The 17321-nt window shown below is 45.4% G+C and carries 17 protein-coding genes; 4 read left to right on the forward strand and 13 right to left on the reverse strand.

From position 1 onward, the window contains the following. Nucleotide 1: 1 nt before the first annotated feature. The 4 genes from AC3E9V_RS24060 to AC3E9V_RS24075 form a co-directional block, all read right to left on the reverse strand. A complete protein-coding gene (locus AC3E9V_RS24060; protein WP_488750723.1) occupies nucleotides 2-634 on the reverse strand; it encodes a DUF2975 domain-containing protein in 633 nt (210 codons plus the stop codon). Nucleotides 635-676: 42 nt separating this feature from the next. Then, nucleotides 677-1303, reverse strand: coding sequence for a DUF2975 domain-containing protein (locus AC3E9V_RS24065; protein WP_488750724.1), 627 nt, complete (start codon nucleotides 1301-1303; stop codon nucleotides 677-679). A 716-nt stretch (nucleotides 1304-2019) separates the two neighbouring features. Next, nucleotides 2020-3063, reverse strand: a complete 1044-nt coding sequence (locus tag AC3E9V_RS24070) for a WD40/YVTN/BNR-like repeat-containing protein (RefSeq protein ID WP_488750725.1) — start codon at nucleotides 3061-3063, stop codon at nucleotides 2020-2022. Then, nucleotides 3060-3644, reverse strand: a complete 585-nt coding sequence (locus tag AC3E9V_RS24075; protein ID WP_488750726.1) for a YdeI/OmpD-associated family protein — start codon at nucleotides 3642-3644, stop codon at nucleotides 3060-3062. The genes AC3E9V_RS24070 and AC3E9V_RS24075 overlap by 4 nt, the downstream gene beginning before the upstream one ends. A 51-nt stretch (nucleotides 3645-3695) precedes the next feature. Between AC3E9V_RS24075 and AC3E9V_RS24080 the strand changes: the two genes are divergently transcribed. Beyond that, nucleotides 3696-4436: a copper homeostasis protein CutC gene (locus tag AC3E9V_RS24080; protein WP_488750727.1), complete on the forward strand. Its 741-nt coding sequence runs from the start codon at nucleotides 3696-3698 to the stop codon at nucleotides 4434-4436. Between the two features lie 85 nt (nucleotides 4437-4521). On the opposite strand, the gene AC3E9V_RS24085 is transcribed toward AC3E9V_RS24080, so the two are convergent. From AC3E9V_RS24085 to AC3E9V_RS24110, 6 genes are all read right to left on the reverse strand, one after another. Continuing rightward, nucleotides 4522-5091 (reverse strand): uracil-DNA glycosylase family protein, encoded by a 570-nt coding sequence (locus AC3E9V_RS24085; RefSeq protein WP_488750728.1) that lies wholly within the window; start codon nucleotides 5089-5091, stop codon nucleotides 4522-4524. 103 nt (nucleotides 5092-5194) lie between these two features. Further along, complete coding sequence (locus AC3E9V_RS24090; protein WP_488750729.1) at nucleotides 5195-5644, reverse strand: YHS domain-containing (seleno)protein; 450 nt, start codon at nucleotides 5642-5644, stop codon at nucleotides 5195-5197. A 73-nt stretch (nucleotides 5645-5717) separates the two neighbouring features. Further along, nucleotides 5718-6059: a hypothetical protein gene (locus AC3E9V_RS24095; RefSeq protein ID WP_488750730.1), complete on the reverse strand. Its 342-nt coding sequence runs from the start codon at nucleotides 6057-6059 to the stop codon at nucleotides 5718-5720. 74 nt (nucleotides 6060-6133) lie between these two features. Next, on the reverse strand, nucleotides 6134-7063 hold the full coding sequence (locus AC3E9V_RS24100; protein WP_488750731.1) for a helix-turn-helix domain-containing protein: 930 nt from the start codon (nucleotides 7061-7063) through the stop codon (nucleotides 6134-6136). Between the two features lie 184 nt (nucleotides 7064-7247). Further along, complete coding sequence (locus AC3E9V_RS24105; RefSeq protein WP_488750732.1) at nucleotides 7248-10130, reverse strand: IPT/TIG domain-containing protein; 2883 nt, start codon at nucleotides 10128-10130, stop codon at nucleotides 7248-7250. Nucleotides 10131-10432: 302 nt separating this feature from the next. Beyond that, complete coding sequence (locus AC3E9V_RS24110) at nucleotides 10433-11803, reverse strand: RCC1 domain-containing protein (protein ID WP_488750733.1); 1371 nt, start codon at nucleotides 11801-11803, stop codon at nucleotides 10433-10435. Nucleotides 11804-12059: 256 nt separating this feature from the next. Between AC3E9V_RS24110 and AC3E9V_RS24115 the strand changes: the two genes are divergently transcribed. Further along, the gene (locus AC3E9V_RS24115; protein WP_488750734.1) at nucleotides 12060-12989 is read left to right on the forward strand and encodes a PAS domain S-box protein; all 930 of its coding nucleotides are present in this window, start codon (nucleotides 12060-12062) and stop codon (nucleotides 12987-12989) included. A 30-nt stretch (nucleotides 12990-13019) separates the two neighbouring features. Here the strand turns inward: AC3E9V_RS24115 and AC3E9V_RS24120 are convergent, their stop codons facing one another. The 3 genes from AC3E9V_RS24120 to AC3E9V_RS24130 are packed head-to-tail and all read right to left on the reverse strand — an operon-like array spanning nucleotide 13020 to nucleotide 14432. Then, on the reverse strand, nucleotides 13020-13664 hold the full coding sequence (locus AC3E9V_RS24120; protein WP_488750735.1) for a ClpP family protease: 645 nt from the start codon (nucleotides 13662-13664) through the stop codon (nucleotides 13020-13022). A gap of 5 nt (nucleotides 13665-13669) precedes the next feature. Beyond that, nucleotides 13670-13936 carry a hypothetical protein gene (locus AC3E9V_RS24125; RefSeq protein WP_488750736.1) on the reverse strand — a complete coding sequence of 89 codons (267 nt, stop codon included), beginning with the start codon at nucleotides 13934-13936 and terminating at the stop codon, nucleotides 13670-13672. After that, nucleotides 13917-14432, reverse strand: coding sequence for an RNA polymerase sigma factor (locus AC3E9V_RS24130; RefSeq protein WP_488750737.1), 516 nt, complete (start codon nucleotides 14430-14432; stop codon nucleotides 13917-13919). The genes AC3E9V_RS24125 and AC3E9V_RS24130 overlap by 20 nt, the downstream gene beginning before the upstream one ends. Before the next feature lie 172 nt (nucleotides 14433-14604). Between AC3E9V_RS24130 and AC3E9V_RS24135 the strand changes: the two genes are divergently transcribed. Further along, nucleotides 14605-16350, forward strand: a complete 1746-nt coding sequence (locus AC3E9V_RS24135; RefSeq protein ID WP_488750738.1) for a response regulator — start codon at nucleotides 14605-14607, stop codon at nucleotides 16348-16350. Nucleotides 16351-16442: 92 nt separating this feature from the next. Further along, complete coding sequence (locus AC3E9V_RS24140; RefSeq protein WP_488750739.1) at nucleotides 16443-17318, forward strand: fatty acid desaturase family protein; 876 nt, start codon at nucleotides 16443-16445, stop codon at nucleotides 17316-17318. Nucleotides 17319-17321 lie beyond the last annotated feature (3 nt).

Raw genomic sequence — 17321 nt, forward strand, 5'->3', positions numbered from 1 at the left:
ATCAGATGGTAAGTTCGTTTTCTTCTTTTATGGACAGACCCTGCTCGAAAGCGATAGTCAGCGCATAAATTAGTAAGCCTAAAATAAAAAATGACCAGCCAAGCCTGCTTTCCGCCTCGAGGTGAAAATCCTTCAGGTAATATTTTGAGCTTAACCAGAGCGTAAAAGCTGACTGAATCAGGGACTCCACGATAGGGGAAATCGCTACCAGTAAACCGATCCTTTTCAATTGTTTGATATTGAGCTTATTGAAAATGTCGCCCAGTTTTATACGTCGTATAATTGAGCTGATGTAGTGAATGATCAATATCGTATATCCTGAGTAGATCAGAATAAGAAGAACTGAAATAATCTTGATCTGTATTGTAATGGGCAAAGACACATCCACTCGATTTACTTCAAGCAACATCTTATTTTCGGTATCAGGTAAGACCTCCCTCAGCGCCTCCTTTATTTCTGAAGAATGAACTTCCCAAAAGATGTCTCCCAGATTGTATTCAAAGTTTTTAGCATCCACAAAACTTTGATCCTGGATCGGGAGAAAAATAAAAAAGATGATGCCGAAAAGGGCTCCAATGATCATGAAGTACTTGGCAAGTACAACGAAGGAATAGATGAACTGTATTTTTTTCATTGAATTTTTGGTTTGGATTTCCTGGCGGGAAGGGTATTCGTTTTAAACAGTTAATTCCTGTTCTTCTCGTAGCTTAATCCCCTGCTCGAAGATCTTTCCAATGGTGAATAAAAGTATGGTTGCAAGAAACCAGAAGCCAACGTTAGAAGGATTATTTGACAGGTAAATACCAACCAGATCGTAGTGATTAAGCAACCAGCGATTACTGAAAAACCGAAAGATGGTTTCTAGTAATGGTATCCAACAAATTAAGGCTCCCAGTATATAGATGCGCCAGACGTTCTTCCGAATGAATGGATTACCATGCTCTACGCTCAAGATCATCTGCTTCAGCTGCTCAAGGCCAAAAAGGATCACCCCAATAGAAAGGAGGAATAAAGTAACCATTAAGAGCTTTAAACCACTCTGACCCGTGGGAAAATCCAGTGATACGTTGCGTATTTCCAATTCAGGAGTGACATATCCATCTTCTTTTGGCGTCACGCTCAGAGAGGGATTGTCTGCAAGTAGCTCTACAGACTTCTCAACCTCCAGGTATCCAAGATTGAAGTTGTAAGATGTGTCTTTCACAAAGAGAAAAAGGAATAACCCCAGGAGGCCGATGACTCCAAATAGCCCCTGAAATACCCAAACCACAATTTTTGAAACGGAAAGAAATGTGAATTTCATGATTGTTTATCAATTTTTAATTATTGAAAAACAATAATAAAATATTATTTATAAATAATCAATAGGTCGCCGGTTTTATTTTTGTGTAACAGGATACTGTCGGGGAAAGTCTCTCAGGAGGCCAGCCTCTTTAGATAAGGCCACAATATTGACTGATAACAAATCTGTAAATTCCCCGAAATACAGCATCTTTTACAAACAGGTCATCGGTAGTAGACCGGATGTTTAATGCTGAAGTGGCTCACGATCCACGGGCAAGCAGATTTCCTGGCGGCTTACATGCAATTTTATAAGTAGACATTCATGCTGAGCGCAGGGCGTTTTCCGCCCACCGGAAACCTTCCTGCACGGCGCAGCACGTCTTCCCCTTCACCGGAAAGTCCCATGCGGAGCGCAGCACGCTTTCCGCCCACCGGAAACTGTCCTGCAGAGCGCAGGACGTCATCCTCTCTACCGGAAAGTACCCTGCAGAGCACTGGATATCATATATCTCACCAGTAAATCATGATGGTGTAGGCTGTTTTTATTAAAAAGGTTTGTGCTTTGCCTCCTTCTTTTTTGACATATCTGCACTTAACAGATAAACATAACCGGCAACAACCCTTTTCCCGGGCCGATGGGAGTTATAGAAAAATCAACCCTATACTCCCTTACTGCTTACTTGCTACTTGACAAAGGATAATAATAAGAAAGTGTTCCTCACTGGAACTTATACCTTATTGAAGGTCTATCCGAATGATATTTCCACCTTTACCCACCGCATAGCCCAAGCCATCCGGGTGGATGTCTACCGCCCAGTAATTTGCATTATCCAGATTGACCCAGCTTTCACCCAGGTCTGTAGTATAGTCCATACCCTCAGGCCCGCAGATAAACCAATACCATTGGTCCTTCAGGAGGATCAGATCAGACCCGTAGAGGGTACCCCTGGTCACTGGATCCTTTGCCAACTGCCAGGTTTTACCTCCATCTTCCGTAAGAGCGAGATGATCGCCTGGCAATTCTTTCTCCAGATCTCCTCCGGATAGTGTGCCAAGCTTTTCTGTAGCCATACGGATGGAAAACGTACCTGCCATTGGTCCTTTCGGCATGGGGGTATCTACGGAAGTCCATGTTTCTCCAAAATCAACCGTACTTAAAACCCTGGCATTGCCCCCGGCGCCCGTTGCGATCCAGGCTTTGCCTTCCGGCAGGGTAGCGATGCAGGTGCCGCTTGCAGCAAAACCGCCTTCTCCTTCACCAGCTGGTGGTAGTTTTTCAGGATCTATTCGTTTCCAGGAGCTTCCTCCGTCAGTCGTCTTCAGGATGAAAAGCTCTCCATTGAAACTGTCACCAAAAGCAAGGCCTTTTTCGTCATTCCAAAATTCTATTGTGTTTAGAAAACCTTCCGGGTGGTCCATGACATAGGTTTCTTTCCATCCGTCTGCGGCAGAAAACCGGAAGATCCTGGAAGCCGCTCCAGGCCCGGCGGACATCAGAACGATATTGTCCTTATCAATCGCATGTAGGTCACGGAATTGCAGGGTATCGCTTTCATGCCTGAAAACCTCCCAGCTTTTGCCCCCGTCTATGGTTCTGAGAAATGTTGCTTCGTGACCGCTGATCCAGGCTGCTTTTGCATCAATGATGCTGATAGCCTGGAGAAGAGATCCGGTGTTACTTTCCAGTTTGGCAGTAACTATTTTTTGATCAGTGGAGGTACAACAATTGATACAAACCACAAGCAGGATCAGAAAGGAACGTGCATTCATCTGTCTCATGATTTGTATTTGTCATTCAGGCCTATTCTCTGCTGGATCATAGGTTTGATCTTTTCCAGGCGGTTGAGCTTTGTTTCTTCCCGTTTTGCTTCTGCAATGTACTCGGCATATTCTTTTTGCCTTCCCTGGCTGAGTTCATCAAAAGCTTCGGAAAGGCTCCCATCCTGACTTAATGCCTCTTTTAGTTCGTCGGGGATCACCAGCGGTTTTTTCTCGGGCCTGATCTCTTTCCCCTGCTTTTGGTTTTCAATAGCTTCAAGTAAGTAGGGACGGATAATCGCTTCATCGATTTCCTCTATGGATTGGAATCGCATTTGGCGCAAGCCCCTGGTTTTGCCTTCCTGGGCGTTGATCAGCAGGTTTTTGGGGTCTTTCAGAAATGATCCATTGAAAAACCAAAGTCCGGCATAGCTTTTAAAAGCACCAATGCCCACTACATTTTTACCACCGATGGTGTAGGTAGGTATTCCCCACTTTACAGTTTCATCCATTTCTGTTTTCGAGATGATACTTCGGAGCTTTTTGAGTGCATCCGCCCAATCGGATTGCTTATCAATGTATTCTTCTACGGTTTTGCTCATTTCCATAGGTTAAAAATAACAGATTGAAACAAATGAACCTATGTTTGTCCCATGTCTGGAAAATTGGAGGTATGTATTGATTCAGTAGCATCGGCATTAGCCGCCCAGGCAGGTGGGGCTGATCGTGTAGAGCTGTGTGATAACCTGGTGGAGGGAGGTACTACGCCAAGCATCGGGATGATCCGGCATGTCCGTGAAAAGATCAATATAGGTTTACAGGTAATGATCCGGCCCAGAGGCGGGGATTTCCTTTATTCTCCGGACGAGTTTGAAGTAATGAAGCTGGACATACAAGTGGCAAAGGAATCGGGCGCTGACGGAGTGGTTTTTGGTTGTCTCAATGAAGACGGTACCGTAGACAAACAGCGGACGGAGGACCTTATTCGACTGGCCAGGCCCATGAATGTGACTTTTCACCGGGCATTTGATATGGTCAATGATCCAAAACAGGCGCTGGAGGACCTGATTGCTTTGGGAGTGGATCGGGTGTTGACTTCCGGTTTGCATGCTGATGTAATCAGCGGAAAGGACGTCATTAAACAGCTTGTTCAGCAGGCCGGAGACCGCATCATTATCCTGGCAGGCGGAGGAGTACGGCTTCATAATGTTGAGGCTTTTGTGAAGGAAACGGGCATCAGTGAAATTCATGTGAGCGGTCGTAAAAAGGTAGAGAGTCCTATGCGCTTTCGAAATGAAAAGGTAAGCATGGGGGCTCTTCCCGACTCGGAATATTTCACAAAGGTGGTGGATAAAGAGGTGATCCGGGAGTTTAGGAAGATTGTTTGTGGCTAGGTGAACATTCAGGAAACGCCTGTCGGGGGACAGGTTGATGGAGAGTTGAGATCTCCGCCTGTCAGGACCCGGCTAGGAAGTTTGGCTAAATCAAAAGATGACCCACTCTATCTCTCAAAACCGGGATGAGCTCCCGCTCAAACCATTCATTCTTTTTGAGCCAAATGTTATTGCGTGGGGAAGGGTGTGGTAGTGGAATGATTTCGGGGGGATAATCTTTAAATGACCTTACCGTATCTGTCAGTGTTTTCTTGATCCGGTCTTGCAGGTAATATTTTTGTGCATATTGTCCTATGAGTATGGTGAGCTGTATCCTTTTCATCTGACCAAAGATCTTTTCATGCCAGGTTTCCGCGCATTCCGGTCTGGGTGGCAGGTCACCGGATTTTCCTTTTCCCGGATAGCAAAACCCCATTGGGATCAATGCTACCTGCCTCTCATCGTAGAACACCGTTTTATCTATTCCCATCCACTCCCGTAATCGTTCTCCACTGGCATCATCCCAGGGTACGCCTGATTCGTAAACCTTTTTGCCCGGTGCCTGGCCCACCACCACCATTTGGGATTCGGGGCTAAACTGAAAGACAGGACGCGGACCTAATGGCAGGTGTTGTTTACAAATATCACATCCGTGGATCTCTTCAGAAAGGTTCATTTCTGTTAACGCTTGACTTGATTCATAAAATTGAGAAAGTGGAGCCGAACAAGAAGAACCCCTTGTGTCCGAACTGCCACTTTCTGCTCACCATGTAACGAATTTACTTGTTTTTCAGTGAGGTCCAGTTTTTATTGGCTTTAGCTACCAGCTTATCGTGGCTGCCGTCCAGCCAAAGCTGCTGAGCATCCACTTCCAGGTCATAAAGAAATAGGAAGTATTTGCCATCTTTTACCACAAATTTGTGTGGATTCACCCGGAATTTGGCGCCCACAGAAATCCCGAAAGCACAGTATCCGCCGTACTGCGGCAAATATTTGCCTGGATTTTCATCAAAGGTTTTCTTTTGATCCTTGCTTGTGAAATAATAGCTAAGTCCGTCGTAAGTAGATTTATACTCTTTCAGACCTTTCTGAGCGATACCCAGGTCCAGGTAAGAAACCGGACTGTACCCCTGGAGGGTAATTTTACTGTCGTCGGTATTGTATGCTTGTGCGTTTGCAGAAAATACTGCTGCCAATAGAATTGCGAATGAATAGATTGTTTTTTTCATGACACTTATTGAGTTTGATTGTGGAACAATTAATCTGTTTTTAATTATCATAATGCCGGGGTGATCATTCAGGTCAATTTTGGAAATACACTTCATCGATCACCTTTCCATTTTCCCATTTACGCCGGATCACTTCATGCCACAGGATCTCACTTCCGTCTTTCATATCAAAGTGGAACCGAAACTCAGACATAGATACCTGGGGATTAAATGAGGAGCTTAAAAGGGTGATCTCCCTGACGTTGGCAATGTTGCCTACGAAGCCTGTAAGTTTGGTCAGGGCTTCTTCACATGTAGAAGTTTCAGAACCGTCTACGTCTTTTGTATGGGCTTTTTCGGCAAAAAATGCCTGGACGGCCTGAGGGATCTGCCCCTCCAGGACCATTGCGTCCATTTCTTTCACTAATTCTTGCATAATCTTTTTTTGTTAAAGTTTGATAATGCAAACCTAGCTTTGGACCTGGGCCGGCTGGTTACGAAAATTTCCCTTTACCTGGTACTTTTTTGATGGAAATCAATGGGAGAAAGGCCTGTTTGGTTTTTGAAGAAAGTAGAGAAATGACTGACTTCTTCAAATCCTAAAGCAAAGGCAATGGTGGAGATCTTTTCGTTCTTACAGATCATTTTTCTGGCTTCCGTAAGCAGCCGCTGCTGGATGAGCTCTTTTACGGAAAGATTGAAATTCTGCTGAACTCTTCTTGCCAGTGTTTTTGGAGTTAAATGCAGCTTATCTGCATAGAACTGAATCTGATGCTGGTGGCGATAGTACTGCTCGATCAGGTTTTCCAGATTTAGCAAGAGGTCCGGGTGGAATGGCCTTCCCAGGGACTCACTAAACTCACCGGGGGTTTGATTGGTTTTGGATTTAAAAAACCTTCCAAAATAAGAGGGGTCTTTGAAGCCCAGCTGATAGGCAGTCTCCTGTACCGACCCGCCTGTATGAAAAAGGCTGTATTTGGCCTTTTTGATGAGCTTGTGGTGGCTCCATTGCTTAAGTGACAATGAGATCTTTTGCTGACTTACCTGGTTTACTTTTCGATAGTCGGGGCTGTTTGACCAGAGAAATGATGGTAAATCGTGGTTCTCTTCAAGAAGTTCGTTGGTCGTAAAAAGGATGTCCAGCTCATTTGCGGAAGCGTGAAAAGGATTCATTTTCAGCCAGCGTTGCTGAAAATGCGGCAGGGCTGTTAAACCACCAGCTTTTTGGGATGAATCATCTTCCACGTGGCCTACCTCGGTAATGTGTGAGAAGAGGTATTTGTATTCTTTAGGATCTCCAAGGTTTTTTAGCTCAATGATTTTGACTTTTGTGTCTGAAACCTCTTTGAAGTACTGCCCTTTTGTAAGGAAAAGCGCTGTAGGATCATTAAACCAGCGTATTTGAAAGTCGAACTCCAAAAGCGCATTTGAAGGAGCCAAAATAATTGTGGGGTGTTGGCAAACATGCATCATGCATACAAAGTACATTCAAATCAGTATTCAGTCCTTCTGAAACTCGTTTAACAGATAGAACTGTCGTTTAGCTGCCTTTTATGAATCTACAGGGCTATCCTGCTAAAGCAAACAAACGGGGAGAAGCTCCCCCCGTTTGTTTACAGCTACGTCATCTCACGAAGTAGATCCATTGCGGACTGGCAGGATTGGAGGTGGTGCCAATGCCGATCTGGCCACTGTCATTTTTGCCGGTACCCCACAATTTACCCTCCTTGATGTAGAAGGTGGCGTTGGCGCTACTGAAGACATCCGTTACCACATATTCTCTCTCTGTAAATGTCGTAGGGCCGAACCCATTCATACCCACCTGCCTAAAATCATCACTACCAGTCACCCACATTGAATTGTCGGTGCCAAGGGCAGTCGTGTGATATTGACCAGCCTCTATTTTCTGGATATTTTTGCCCACCATGATAAGGGAAACAGAGCCAGACAATGTCCCGGCACCCATTTGTCCCTCAAGGTTATCTCCGGTTGCCCAGACGGTATCGCCTTTTAGCACCATCGAATGATAAATACCGGCAGCCACATCTTTCACACCCCCGGTTATTTCTATCAGCGTGGACGAGTTTGTTTTGGTGTGATCACCCAATTGCCCTTTTGCATTGTATCCGCAGGTCCAGAGCTTGTCATCATTGGTCACAACCATGGTATGGAAATTTCCAGCGGCCATGGTCTTCACATCACTCTTGATGAGTGCCAGTGACATTTCTGCATTGGCTGTTTCGCCGTTGCCCACCTGCCCGTAGTTATTCCGCCCACAAACCCACAGCTCATTGCTGTTGGTCAGGATGAGCGAGTTGGCTGGCCCTGCTACAGCTTTCTTTACATCAGTCATGATCTGCATCGGAGTGACAATAGACGAAAGATCGGTCATCCCGATGCCCATCTGTCCATACTGGTTGTTGCCACATCCCCAAAGTGTATGGTCAGTCTTCAGAATGAGGGTATGGGAACCCCCGGCGCTGACGGCCAGTACATCTTCCATGATCAGCTTGGGTTCAGTGACACTTATAGTGGTACCATCACCCAGCTGGCCATAGGTATTATCCCCCGAAGCCCACAGCGTATTGTCTTCACGCAAAAACATCGTGTGGTTGCCTCCAGGTGAGACATGTGTCACCGCGACATCCAGCACGGTAAAGTCGTTGACGCTGGTGGCGGTTTGATACCAACTGGTCACAGACACCTTGCCTGTGGTGGCCCATTTGGATACCTTCACCACCAGTGTAGTGCTGGTAGCTGACAATATAGTGGGCAGCGAACCATTGATCTTCACAGTGTTTTTTTCGATGAGCGGACTGAAGTTTGCTCCGGTAATGGTAACCGTATCCCCAAGCTCGCCGCTTTCAGGCGAAAAACTGGTGATCTGCGGGGGCGGCACGGTAAAATTGTCTGCACTATAAGTCAACAATCCGTTTGTGTTGACCGAAATTTTTAGTCCGGTATTAAGGTCTTGAGGCACAATAACTGTCAGCTCTGTGGCTGAGGCAGCGGTGATGGTAGCTTGCCTGAACCCAAACTTGACGATATTTTCGGCTATTACCGGACTGAAGTTTTCTCCAGTGATGGTGACCACATCATCCGGCACCCCACTCTGAGGCGAAAAACTGTTGATGACCGGACGCAGAACTGCGTAATTGTTGGTGCTTGTGGCCGTAATGCCATTGGTGGTAACGGATATCTTTCCAGTAACAGCATCAGCTGGGACAGTGACTGTAAGCTGGGTTGCTGTGGAGGCACTGACAGTGGCCGCCACTGTGCCAAACTTCACGGTGTTTTCACTTGCAGTGGTACTGAAATTTTCTCCGGTGATGATCACCTCATCGCCCGGCAGTCCACTCTCAGGAGAAAAGCTGCTGATGATCGGTCCTTCAACGATGGTAAAGAAGGTCTCTCCGCTGGTTCCGGTCAGATCTTTTGTTGTGACCGTGATGCTTCCCGTCGTTGCATCTTCCGGCACAGTGACGGTCAGTTGGGTGGTGGAGGCAGCTGTCACAGAAGCTGTAGCACCGCTGATGGTGACTTCATTTTCTTCTGGTGTGGCACTGAAATGCTCTCCATTGATGACCACTGAAGTGCCAACAGCTCCCTGAGCAGGAGAGAAACTGCTAATCACCGGCGTATAAATGACTGTAAAAACACTCTGTCCTGTAGTAGCCACCTGTCCATTTACCGTAACAAACACACTGCCGGAAATTGCCCCGTCTGGTACAGTCACGGTCAGCTGTGTAGTGGTCGCAGCAGTGACTGTGGCAGTGCTGGTTCCGATCTTTACGAGATTTTCCTTGGGTGTGGCACTGAAGTTTTCTCCATAGATGGTCAGATCTGTGCCGATGGCTCCCCATGCTGGTGAAAATCCTGTAATGGCAGGGGAATGGATTACTGTGAAAACATCTTCACCGGTGGTGACCGTTTGCCTGTGGGCCGTCACCGAGATGCTGCCAGTCGCAGCCTCCTCCGGTACTGTGACCTTGAGTTCTGTAGTGGTGGCTGATGAGATGGGTGCAACAGTGCCCCCGATCTCCACCACGTTCTCACTGGCTGTGGCGCTGAAATTCTCTCCGGTAATGGTGACAGTGTCTCCGGCCAGGCCGCTTGTTGGCGAAAAGCCGCTGACTTTCAGAGATGGCAGTATGGTGAAATCTTTGGTGCTGGTGGCTGTCAGCTCATCTACTGTTACCGTGACCTTGCCGGTAGTGGCCTCTTCCGGTACCGTTATAGTCAGGCTGTCAGCCGAAGCACTAATGACCGTTGCTGCCATACCATTGATCTCCACCACATTTTCTGTTTTGGTGGTGCTGAAGTTTTCGCCATTGATGGCAATGGTATCCCCCGCCAGCCCGGTATCCGGGCTGAAACTACTGATGGTGGGAGGTACTGGGTCTGGTGCCGGGTCGTCTTTTTTGTCATCGTCGTTGCATGCCCCCAGGAGCAGCATACATAAAGCCAGCATGATCGCTGACGATAGCTTGAAAATTGAGTCGTTCATTTTGTTTGGTTTTTGACTTTTTAAATATTTTTTGCTTACAAAAGCGGATGGTGAATCCTTCCACTTCGACCTGAGATCGGATACTGTCCGTTCATCTTAAAAAATTGCTTATACAGATTCGATTGCACTGGTCCTGGTTCCATTATTGTTGCTTTGAGCAAGAATGTATTTAACATAATGGTTCTATTTGATCCCGATCAACTAAATGACGAGCACCATGGGTTATTTCAAATAATTTTAGTTTATGATTTAGAAAAAATATGGTGCTGTTTTGGGACTCGCTTTAGCTTAGATCGTCTTGGTCAAAAGCTTAATTGCACTGCTGTGCTTGTATTGGTCGTAGTTCCATCGCCCAACTGACCATAAATGTTTTGCCCGGTTACCCATAGTGTATTGTCTTCTTTGAAAATCAATGAGTGATAACCTCCGGCAACCGCAGCCCTGACACCTTTCATAATTTGTTTAGGTATAGTTACGTCTGTGGTAGTTCCATCTCCCAGCTGACCAAATTCATTACTTCCAGTAACCCACAAGGTATTGTCATCTTTCAGAATTAGCGTGTGGGTAACTCCGGCATCCGCCGCCTTGACATCCTCCATGATTTGTTTTGGTGTAGTATTGACTTCAGTCGTGGTTCCATCGCCTAATTGACCATATTCATTCCATCCCATGGCCCATAAGGTATTGTCGTCTTTCAGAAAGAGTGTGTGAGCGCCTCCGGCGAAAACGTTTTTGACATTTCCCATGATCTGCTTTGGCTCGATTATTTTAGTAGCCCCATCGCCTAACTCACCCACACGATTATACCCGGCTCCCCACAAGGTATGGTCCTCTTTTAGGATCAGAGAATGATAAAAACCGGTAGCAATGGCTTTGACACCATCCATAACCTGCTTGGGGGTGTGTACTTCGGTGGTGGTCCCATCCCCGAGCTGACCGTAATCATTCCATCCTGTGGCCCACAAGGTATTGTCGTCTTTCAGGATTAAGGTGTGAAGCTCTCCTCCCGCCATGGCCTTTACGCCTTCCATAATTTGCTTTGGGGACGTTATAGGAGTGGTAGTTCCATCGCCTAGCTGACCCTGACTATTATGTCCGGCTGCCCACAAGGTGTGGTCCTCTTTCAGGATCAAAGAGTGTTGAGTTCCGGCAACAATGGCTTTGACTTCTTCCATGATTTGCTTTGGGGTAGTTACATCAGTGGTGGTCCCATCTGCTAACTGACCATAAAAATTACGTCCGGTCGCCCACAGGGTATTGTCAGATTTTAGAATCAAAGTATGTTCTACTCCTGCGGCTATTTGTTTGATGAATAGTACTGTAAAATCATTTGCACTGGTTGCTATCTGTTCACTAACCATGACGCTGATCTTTCCAGTGCTGGCTCCTTCAGGAACTACCACTGTCAATGAGTTAGTAGAAGCTGCATCTACTGTGGCTGAGATACCATTGAATTCTACGATGTTCTCACTGGCAGTAGCACTGAAATGCTCACCAGTGATGGCAATAGTATCCCCAGCCAGCCCGGTAGCCGGGCTGAAACTACTGATGGTGGGAGGTACAGGCTCTGGTGCCGGATCGTCTTTTTTGTCATCGTCGTTGCATGCCCCCAGGAGCAGCAAACATAAAGCCAGTATGATTGCTGACTGTAGCTTGAAAATTGAGTCATTCATATGTGGTTACTGTTTTTAAACTAATAGAAATCGGCGTTTACAGAATTGAGGCGGATCTAGAAATTATTTAATTCTATATTGGTAAAGTGCCAAAAATGTACCTTCGAAGAAAACCAGGCAAATAGGTTAGACTCAAAGCGTTAACAATCCGTTAACATGAAGTAAAATATTTTCTGTTTTTGCAACTTGACTCACTTTTACAAGGTCTGGTGAAGTCATGAATGGAATTCAGAAGGAAAAATTTACCGTTAACAAAATGAAGGAAAAACACACGCATGATCAGGCAGGAAAGGCTGAGGAGACCGAGAAGTTTCTGAGGTATCTGAATGAGGACAAAAGCCTTGATGGAGATAACCTCTCCCGGCTGCTGGCACAGCAAAAAATAGATAAACTAAAGTTGATATCAGAAAATACGATGGATGTAATCTGTCTGCACCATCCGGCGGATGGCCGATATCTGTATGCCAGTCCCTCTACAGAAAAGATCATGGGCTACACACCAGAAGATCTGGCGGGGAAAGTCCCGATTGATTTTGTTCATCCCGATCACATGGCTTCATTGGCCGATAATCTCAGTACAACAAAAGAAGGTAAAAGTGCCCTTCCTGAAAAACTGGAACTCAGGTTTCGTCTCAAGGACAACAGCTACCAGTGGTTTGAAGGCTATACCAAACCAATACGCAATAAAAAAGGCGAGGTGATCCTTATATTGAGTTGTACACGCAATATCCAGGACCGGAAGATGGCTGAAATGGAAAAGCGGGAACGTGAGCTCCTCCAACAGAACCTAATGTCATCGACCATTCTTTTGGAAAAAAAGAAAGCCGTAATGGAAAAGCTGGAAGCCAAAGTACTGGAGTTGGAGCCAAAGGTAAGGCAGGAATTACGAAGTGTATTGACTTACATAAGAGAGACCCTCAAGTTTGACGATGATTGGGAAGGGTTTATGATTCGTTTCAAAAATGTTCATCCGGATTTTTATGAGAAGATATCAACTAGCTATCCGGATCTGTCTAAACATGACCTGCAGCATCTGGCATTTATAAAGTTGGGGATGAATTCCTCAGAGATCGCTAAGGCTATGATCATCAAAAAGGAAAGTCTGAGAGTGTTCAGAAACCGGCTAAAGAAAAAACTACGTTTAAATCCCTCCCAGGATCTTATCAAGTTTATCCGGGAGTTTTAGACAGCTTAATCTTCAGTTCTCTGCAACTAATTAACTATAAAACTCCACTTGCTGATCTGTACTACTTAACCGGATTAGGGTTGAAGTATCCCCCAGTACCTCATCCACTAATCCATATTCCTTAGCTTCCAATGCATTAAGGTACCTGTCCCGCAGGAAAAACTCCTCAATCTCTTTCCAACTGTGTTCGGTATTTTTTCCTATGATGTGGAAAAGCTGAGCCTGGATGCGTTCCTGCTCCCTGGTTGCTATACGTACATCTTCGGTATAGCCTTTGGATCCGCCTCCCGTAGGATGCATATGAATGGTAGCCTGCGGTAAAGCGTAACGCTTCCCTTTGGCACCGCAGGTAAGGAGAGCTGTGGCCATACTTCCTGTAAAGCCCATAGCGACAGTTGAAACTGGAGCGGAGATCATCTGCATGGCATCATAGATGGCTAAACCTGCATAGACCACCCCTCCCGGTGATTGAATATACAGGTCGATCTGGCGGTTGGGATCCTGGCTGTTGAGGTAGAGTAGCTGTGCTACAATAACGTTGGCTACCTGATCATCAATAGAGGTTCCTAAAAAGACGATCCGTTCTTTAAGCAGCAGGCTGTAGATGTCGTAGGAGCGCTCTCCCCGACTGGTTTGATCTACCACCATGGGGATTAAACTGGCTTGTAGAGACATAATAATTAGTTGAAGTATGAAAAGATTTTATCCCTGAAAGGTTTGTTTTTTTTACCGGAAAACATTTTGTGATCTATGTGCGAAATTTGCCTTCTGAGCTGCTGACGGCCGTAGGCTTTGATGACCTGGTAGGTTTTCTTTTGCCAATCCAACTGCTCGGCGAATTCAGGGTCGAGCTGAAGTTGTGCTTCAGTCAACAGGATTTCTCCAGGGTCGCCTGTTTTGAAAGAGTATCGTTCCAACTGTTCGATCTTAATCAAGGAAGTCCTCATAGGTCAGTGATTTTTGTTTCACTTCATCACGTACCTTTTCCAGGCATTTGTACTTCTGCACTGTGGCAGATCGTTCACTGGCATAGCCAAACCGGTTTGCCAGTGTTTTCATAGGCAGCTTTTCATAGTAGAATGACTGCAGGAGGTCCAGGCACTTTTGTCCGGCCATTTGTAAAGCCTGTAATAGCTTCATGGTTGCTACGGCAGGTTCATGATCCGGATCAGCGATATCCAGGTCATCATCTGATTGGATCTTTAGTCCATCGTGGGAATTTTTTAACCAAAGGTTTTTACAAACCCCGATAAGGTATTTTTTGTGACTGGAGTCTGGCTCAAAACCTGCAATCAAAACTTTTTCATAATATTGCACTAAGCCCTCCTGAAAGATCTCCCGGGCATCTTCTAATGATCCACCTCTGGCACTGACATACCGGGCTACTGCAGGAAATGCTTTTTGATACAAACCTGTAAATAATGCGTCTCTGGTTTTTTCCATGACCATGATAGAATTAGTTACTGTTCACTGATAGGTTCCATTTTATACGAATATATCACCCGGAAAATTGAATTTTTTTTGAAATATGTCTTTAATTGAATGTGTGCAACACTTTTATAAGCTAGTTATTAAGTGCTAAAAAAGCAGTTATGCTTAACTTACATTAGATCTAATGAGGGAGATTGCTGACAAAACAGACAAAGATACGGGGAGCCAGCCAGTAGTGAAGCGATTGTTTCTGGTGTCTCTGGTCGTCACAGCAGGTGTGATGGGCATCTACATGGTTTATGGCTTCTTCATCGGCTATAACTGGCCCATCCAGCTTGTATATACTTCTGGTTTTGTGATCTATACCATCCTGCTGATCCTCTTCAGACGTGGATTTTCTTTTCGCATCCTGTCACTGGTATATTATTACGTGGTCATCGGTATGGTCATTGCGGCCTGGATCCCCTCAGGCGGACTCCAGGGAGCCATCATTCGGTTCGTAGTGCTCATTTTCATATCGGGCCTCATGGTGCTCAAATTGCGCGACTTCCTGGGCTTTTGCCTGCTGCTAGTGGTGGTGGTTGCTACATTTTCATACATTGAGTATGCGGGTTATGTGCAGCCACCTACCTATAAAGATAACCAGGTGCTTCTGCTAGACCTCTTCATTACCAACATCACCATGCTGCTGATCATCTGGCTTGCGCTCTATTTTTTCAAGAGAGAATACCTGGTGGATAAGTACCATCTGAGAAAAGTGAACAAGGAACTCGAAAAGGAAAAGACGAATGCGCAGGCAGCTGACAAAGCAAAAACGGAGTTTCTAGCTACCATCAGTCATGAAATGCGCACCCCGCTAAATGGTATTGTTGGCATCACAGAATTATTACAAGATACCAGGCTGGATGCGAATCAGAAAGATCTGATCCAGAAGCTCAGCTATTCAAGTAACCTACTCAATAATCTGATCAGTGATGTGCTGGATCTGGCTTTGATAGAGAGTGGGGAGCTGGCTTTGAAAGAGGAGGTATTTCACCTGGAGGTTGAGCTTAAGGAAATCTTAAATTTAGTGCGTTCTCGTCTGAAGGGTAAGACGGATGAGGTAAAGCTTAAGCTGAAACTGGGCGGTAATGTGCCGGGCCATTTGACAGGAGATATTAAGAGGATCCGTCAGATCCTGATCAACTTTCTGGTTAATGCCATTAAATACACAGAAAAAGGCTCTATTACTTTGCAGGCAAGTGTTGAAAAGAGTAGTAAATCAGCCGTGAGGTTGATGTTTAATGTCATTGATACCGGCATAGGTATAGCTAAGGAGCATCAGGCCATGCTTTTCAGTAAATTTTATAAAGCGCACGATCAGTTAATGATCGAAGGGACCGGCCTGGGCCTTTCGATAGCCAAAAGTCTGGCAGAGCATATGGGCGGTGAAGTAGGGTTCAGCTCGGTGCCAGGTGAAGGCTCTAATTTCTTTTTCATTATTCCTTTAAAGCTGGGAAGCAGAATGGCAGAAAAACCTAAAAATGATCAGATTCAGTCTGATTTTAGTAATCTTCGAGTGTTGATTGCAGAAGACCAGGATATCAATATGATGGTCACGGAGCGAATTCTTGGGAGCCTCGGCATAAAGCATGTCGGGTTTGCCCGTGATGGGGAGGAAGCAGTAGCTAAGGCCCGGGAGCAGTCGTTTGATGTCATATTGATGGATGTTCAGATGCCAAAGAAAAGTGGCATCAGGGCAGCGGAGGAAATCTCTGAGAAGCTGAAAGGTAAAGCTCCGGTGATTATTGCCTTGACAGCAAATGTGATGAAAGAAGATGTTGAGGCTTGCTTACAGGCTGGTATGCAAGACTTCATCAGCAAGCCCTTTAAAAAGGAACAGCTGGTGGAAGTGTTTGAAAAGCATTTGAGGAGTACGTCTGCGAATTGAATTTTACGATATCCGGATATTTAGGCAAGTTGTGTCGTGATTCTTCTTAAATTTGTGGTCAGAAACATTTAGTTAAATTAAACAACCTCAGTTTGTTAAGGAAAATAGCCGATCTTAAAACTCTTACCTGGATGGTAGCGGCCACAGTATTGTTTTTCTGGCTTTGGAATGCACCGGAGTTCAATGGGTGGCTGTACGCGCTGTATCTCTATTTCTCCATCTGTTTCTCAGTCTTTGCCCACAATCACAATCACTTGCCGGTTTGGAAAAACAAATATCTAAACCAGCTTCACAGTTGTTGGATCACGATCTTTTATGGCTTCCCGGTTTTTGGATGGATCCCTACTCACAATAAAAATCATCACAGATTTAATAATAAGGAGGAGGACTATACCAAAACCTATATGGTTTCGGAAAGGAACAATCTGCTCACCTTGTTGATCTATCCGACAATGAGTGGGATGATCCAGCAGAAAGCGATTGGTAAGTTTTATCGTCAGCAATTTAAAAAGAATAAGGAGCAGTTTGTTTTCTATACCCTGCAGATCGTAAGTCTTCTGGCCTGGATTGGTGTGGCTTTTTTTATTGACTGGCAAAAGGCCCTGATTTATGTGATCATTCCTCAGCAGGTATCATTAAATACGGTCCTGATCTTCAATTACGTCCAACACGTACATGCGGATGAGGAGTCTGAATATAACCATTCCAGGAATATCGTAGGCTGGCCACTTAACTTCTTCATGTTCAACAATGGTCTCCACACCATACACCACATGCACCCCGGCCTGCACTGGAGTGAAACTCCGGCAGCTCATAAGAAAATTGAGCACCTGATCCGACCTGACCTGAATGAACAGTCGTTTTTATGGTATCTGATCCGTGTTTATGTATTGGGTCTGTTTATACCAAAGTTCAGAACAGACTCCCTGCGACTCCAGAGAAAACAGAAAGAGGCCAGTTTTACTTGATGA

It is taken from the genome of Marinoscillum sp. HNIBRBA16962 (assembly GCF_057801515.1).

Bases quoted from the DNA above. Each gene is read 5' to 3' on its own strand.
- AC3E9V_RS24060 (WP_488750723.1), bottom strand. From the start codon at position 634: ATGAAAAAAATACAGTTCATCTATTCCTTCGTTGTACTTGCCAAGTAC.
- AC3E9V_RS24065 (WP_488750724.1), bottom strand. From the start codon at position 1,303: ATGAAATTCACATTTCTTTCCGTTTCAAAAATTGTGGTTTGGGTATTT.
- AC3E9V_RS24070 (WP_488750725.1), bottom strand. From the start codon at position 3,063: ATGAGACAGATGAATGCACGTTCCTTTCTGATCCTGCTTGTGGTTTGT.
- AC3E9V_RS24075 (WP_488750726.1), bottom strand. From the start codon at position 3,644: ATGAGCAAAACCGTAGAAGAATACATTGATAAGCAATCCGATTGGGCG.
- AC3E9V_RS24080 (WP_488750727.1), top strand. From the start codon at position 3,696: ATGTCTGGAAAATTGGAGGTATGTATTGATTCAGTAGCATCGGCATTA.
- AC3E9V_RS24085 (WP_488750728.1), bottom strand. From the start codon at position 5,091: ATGAACCTTTCTGAAGAGATCCACGGATGTGATATTTGTAAACAACAC.
- AC3E9V_RS24090 (WP_488750729.1), bottom strand. From the start codon at position 5,644: ATGAAAAAAACAATCTATTCATTCGCAATTCTATTGGCAGCAGTATTT.
- AC3E9V_RS24095 (WP_488750730.1), bottom strand. From the start codon at position 6,059: ATGCAAGAATTAGTGAAAGAAATGGACGCAATGGTCCTGGAGGGGCAG.
- AC3E9V_RS24105 (WP_488750732.1), bottom strand. From the start codon at position 10,130: ATGAACGACTCAATTTTCAAGCTATCGTCAGCGATCATGCTGGCTTTA.
- AC3E9V_RS24110 (WP_488750733.1), bottom strand. From the start codon at position 11,803: ATGAATGACTCAATTTTCAAGCTACAGTCAGCAATCATACTGGCTTTA.
- AC3E9V_RS24115 (WP_488750734.1), top strand. From the start codon at position 12,060: ATGAAGGAAAAACACACGCATGATCAGGCAGGAAAGGCTGAGGAGACC.
- AC3E9V_RS24120 (WP_488750735.1), bottom strand. From the start codon at position 13,664: ATGTCTCTACAAGCCAGTTTAATCCCCATGGTGGTAGATCAAACCAGT.
- AC3E9V_RS24125 (WP_488750736.1), bottom strand. From the start codon at position 13,936: ATGAGGACTTCCTTGATTAAGATCGAACAGTTGGAACGATACTCTTTC.
- AC3E9V_RS24130 (WP_488750737.1), bottom strand. From the start codon at position 14,432: ATGGAAAAAACCAGAGACGCATTATTTACAGGTTTGTATCAAAAAGCA.
- AC3E9V_RS24135 (WP_488750738.1), top strand. From the start codon at position 14,605: ATGAGGGAGATTGCTGACAAAACAGACAAAGATACGGGGAGCCAGCCA.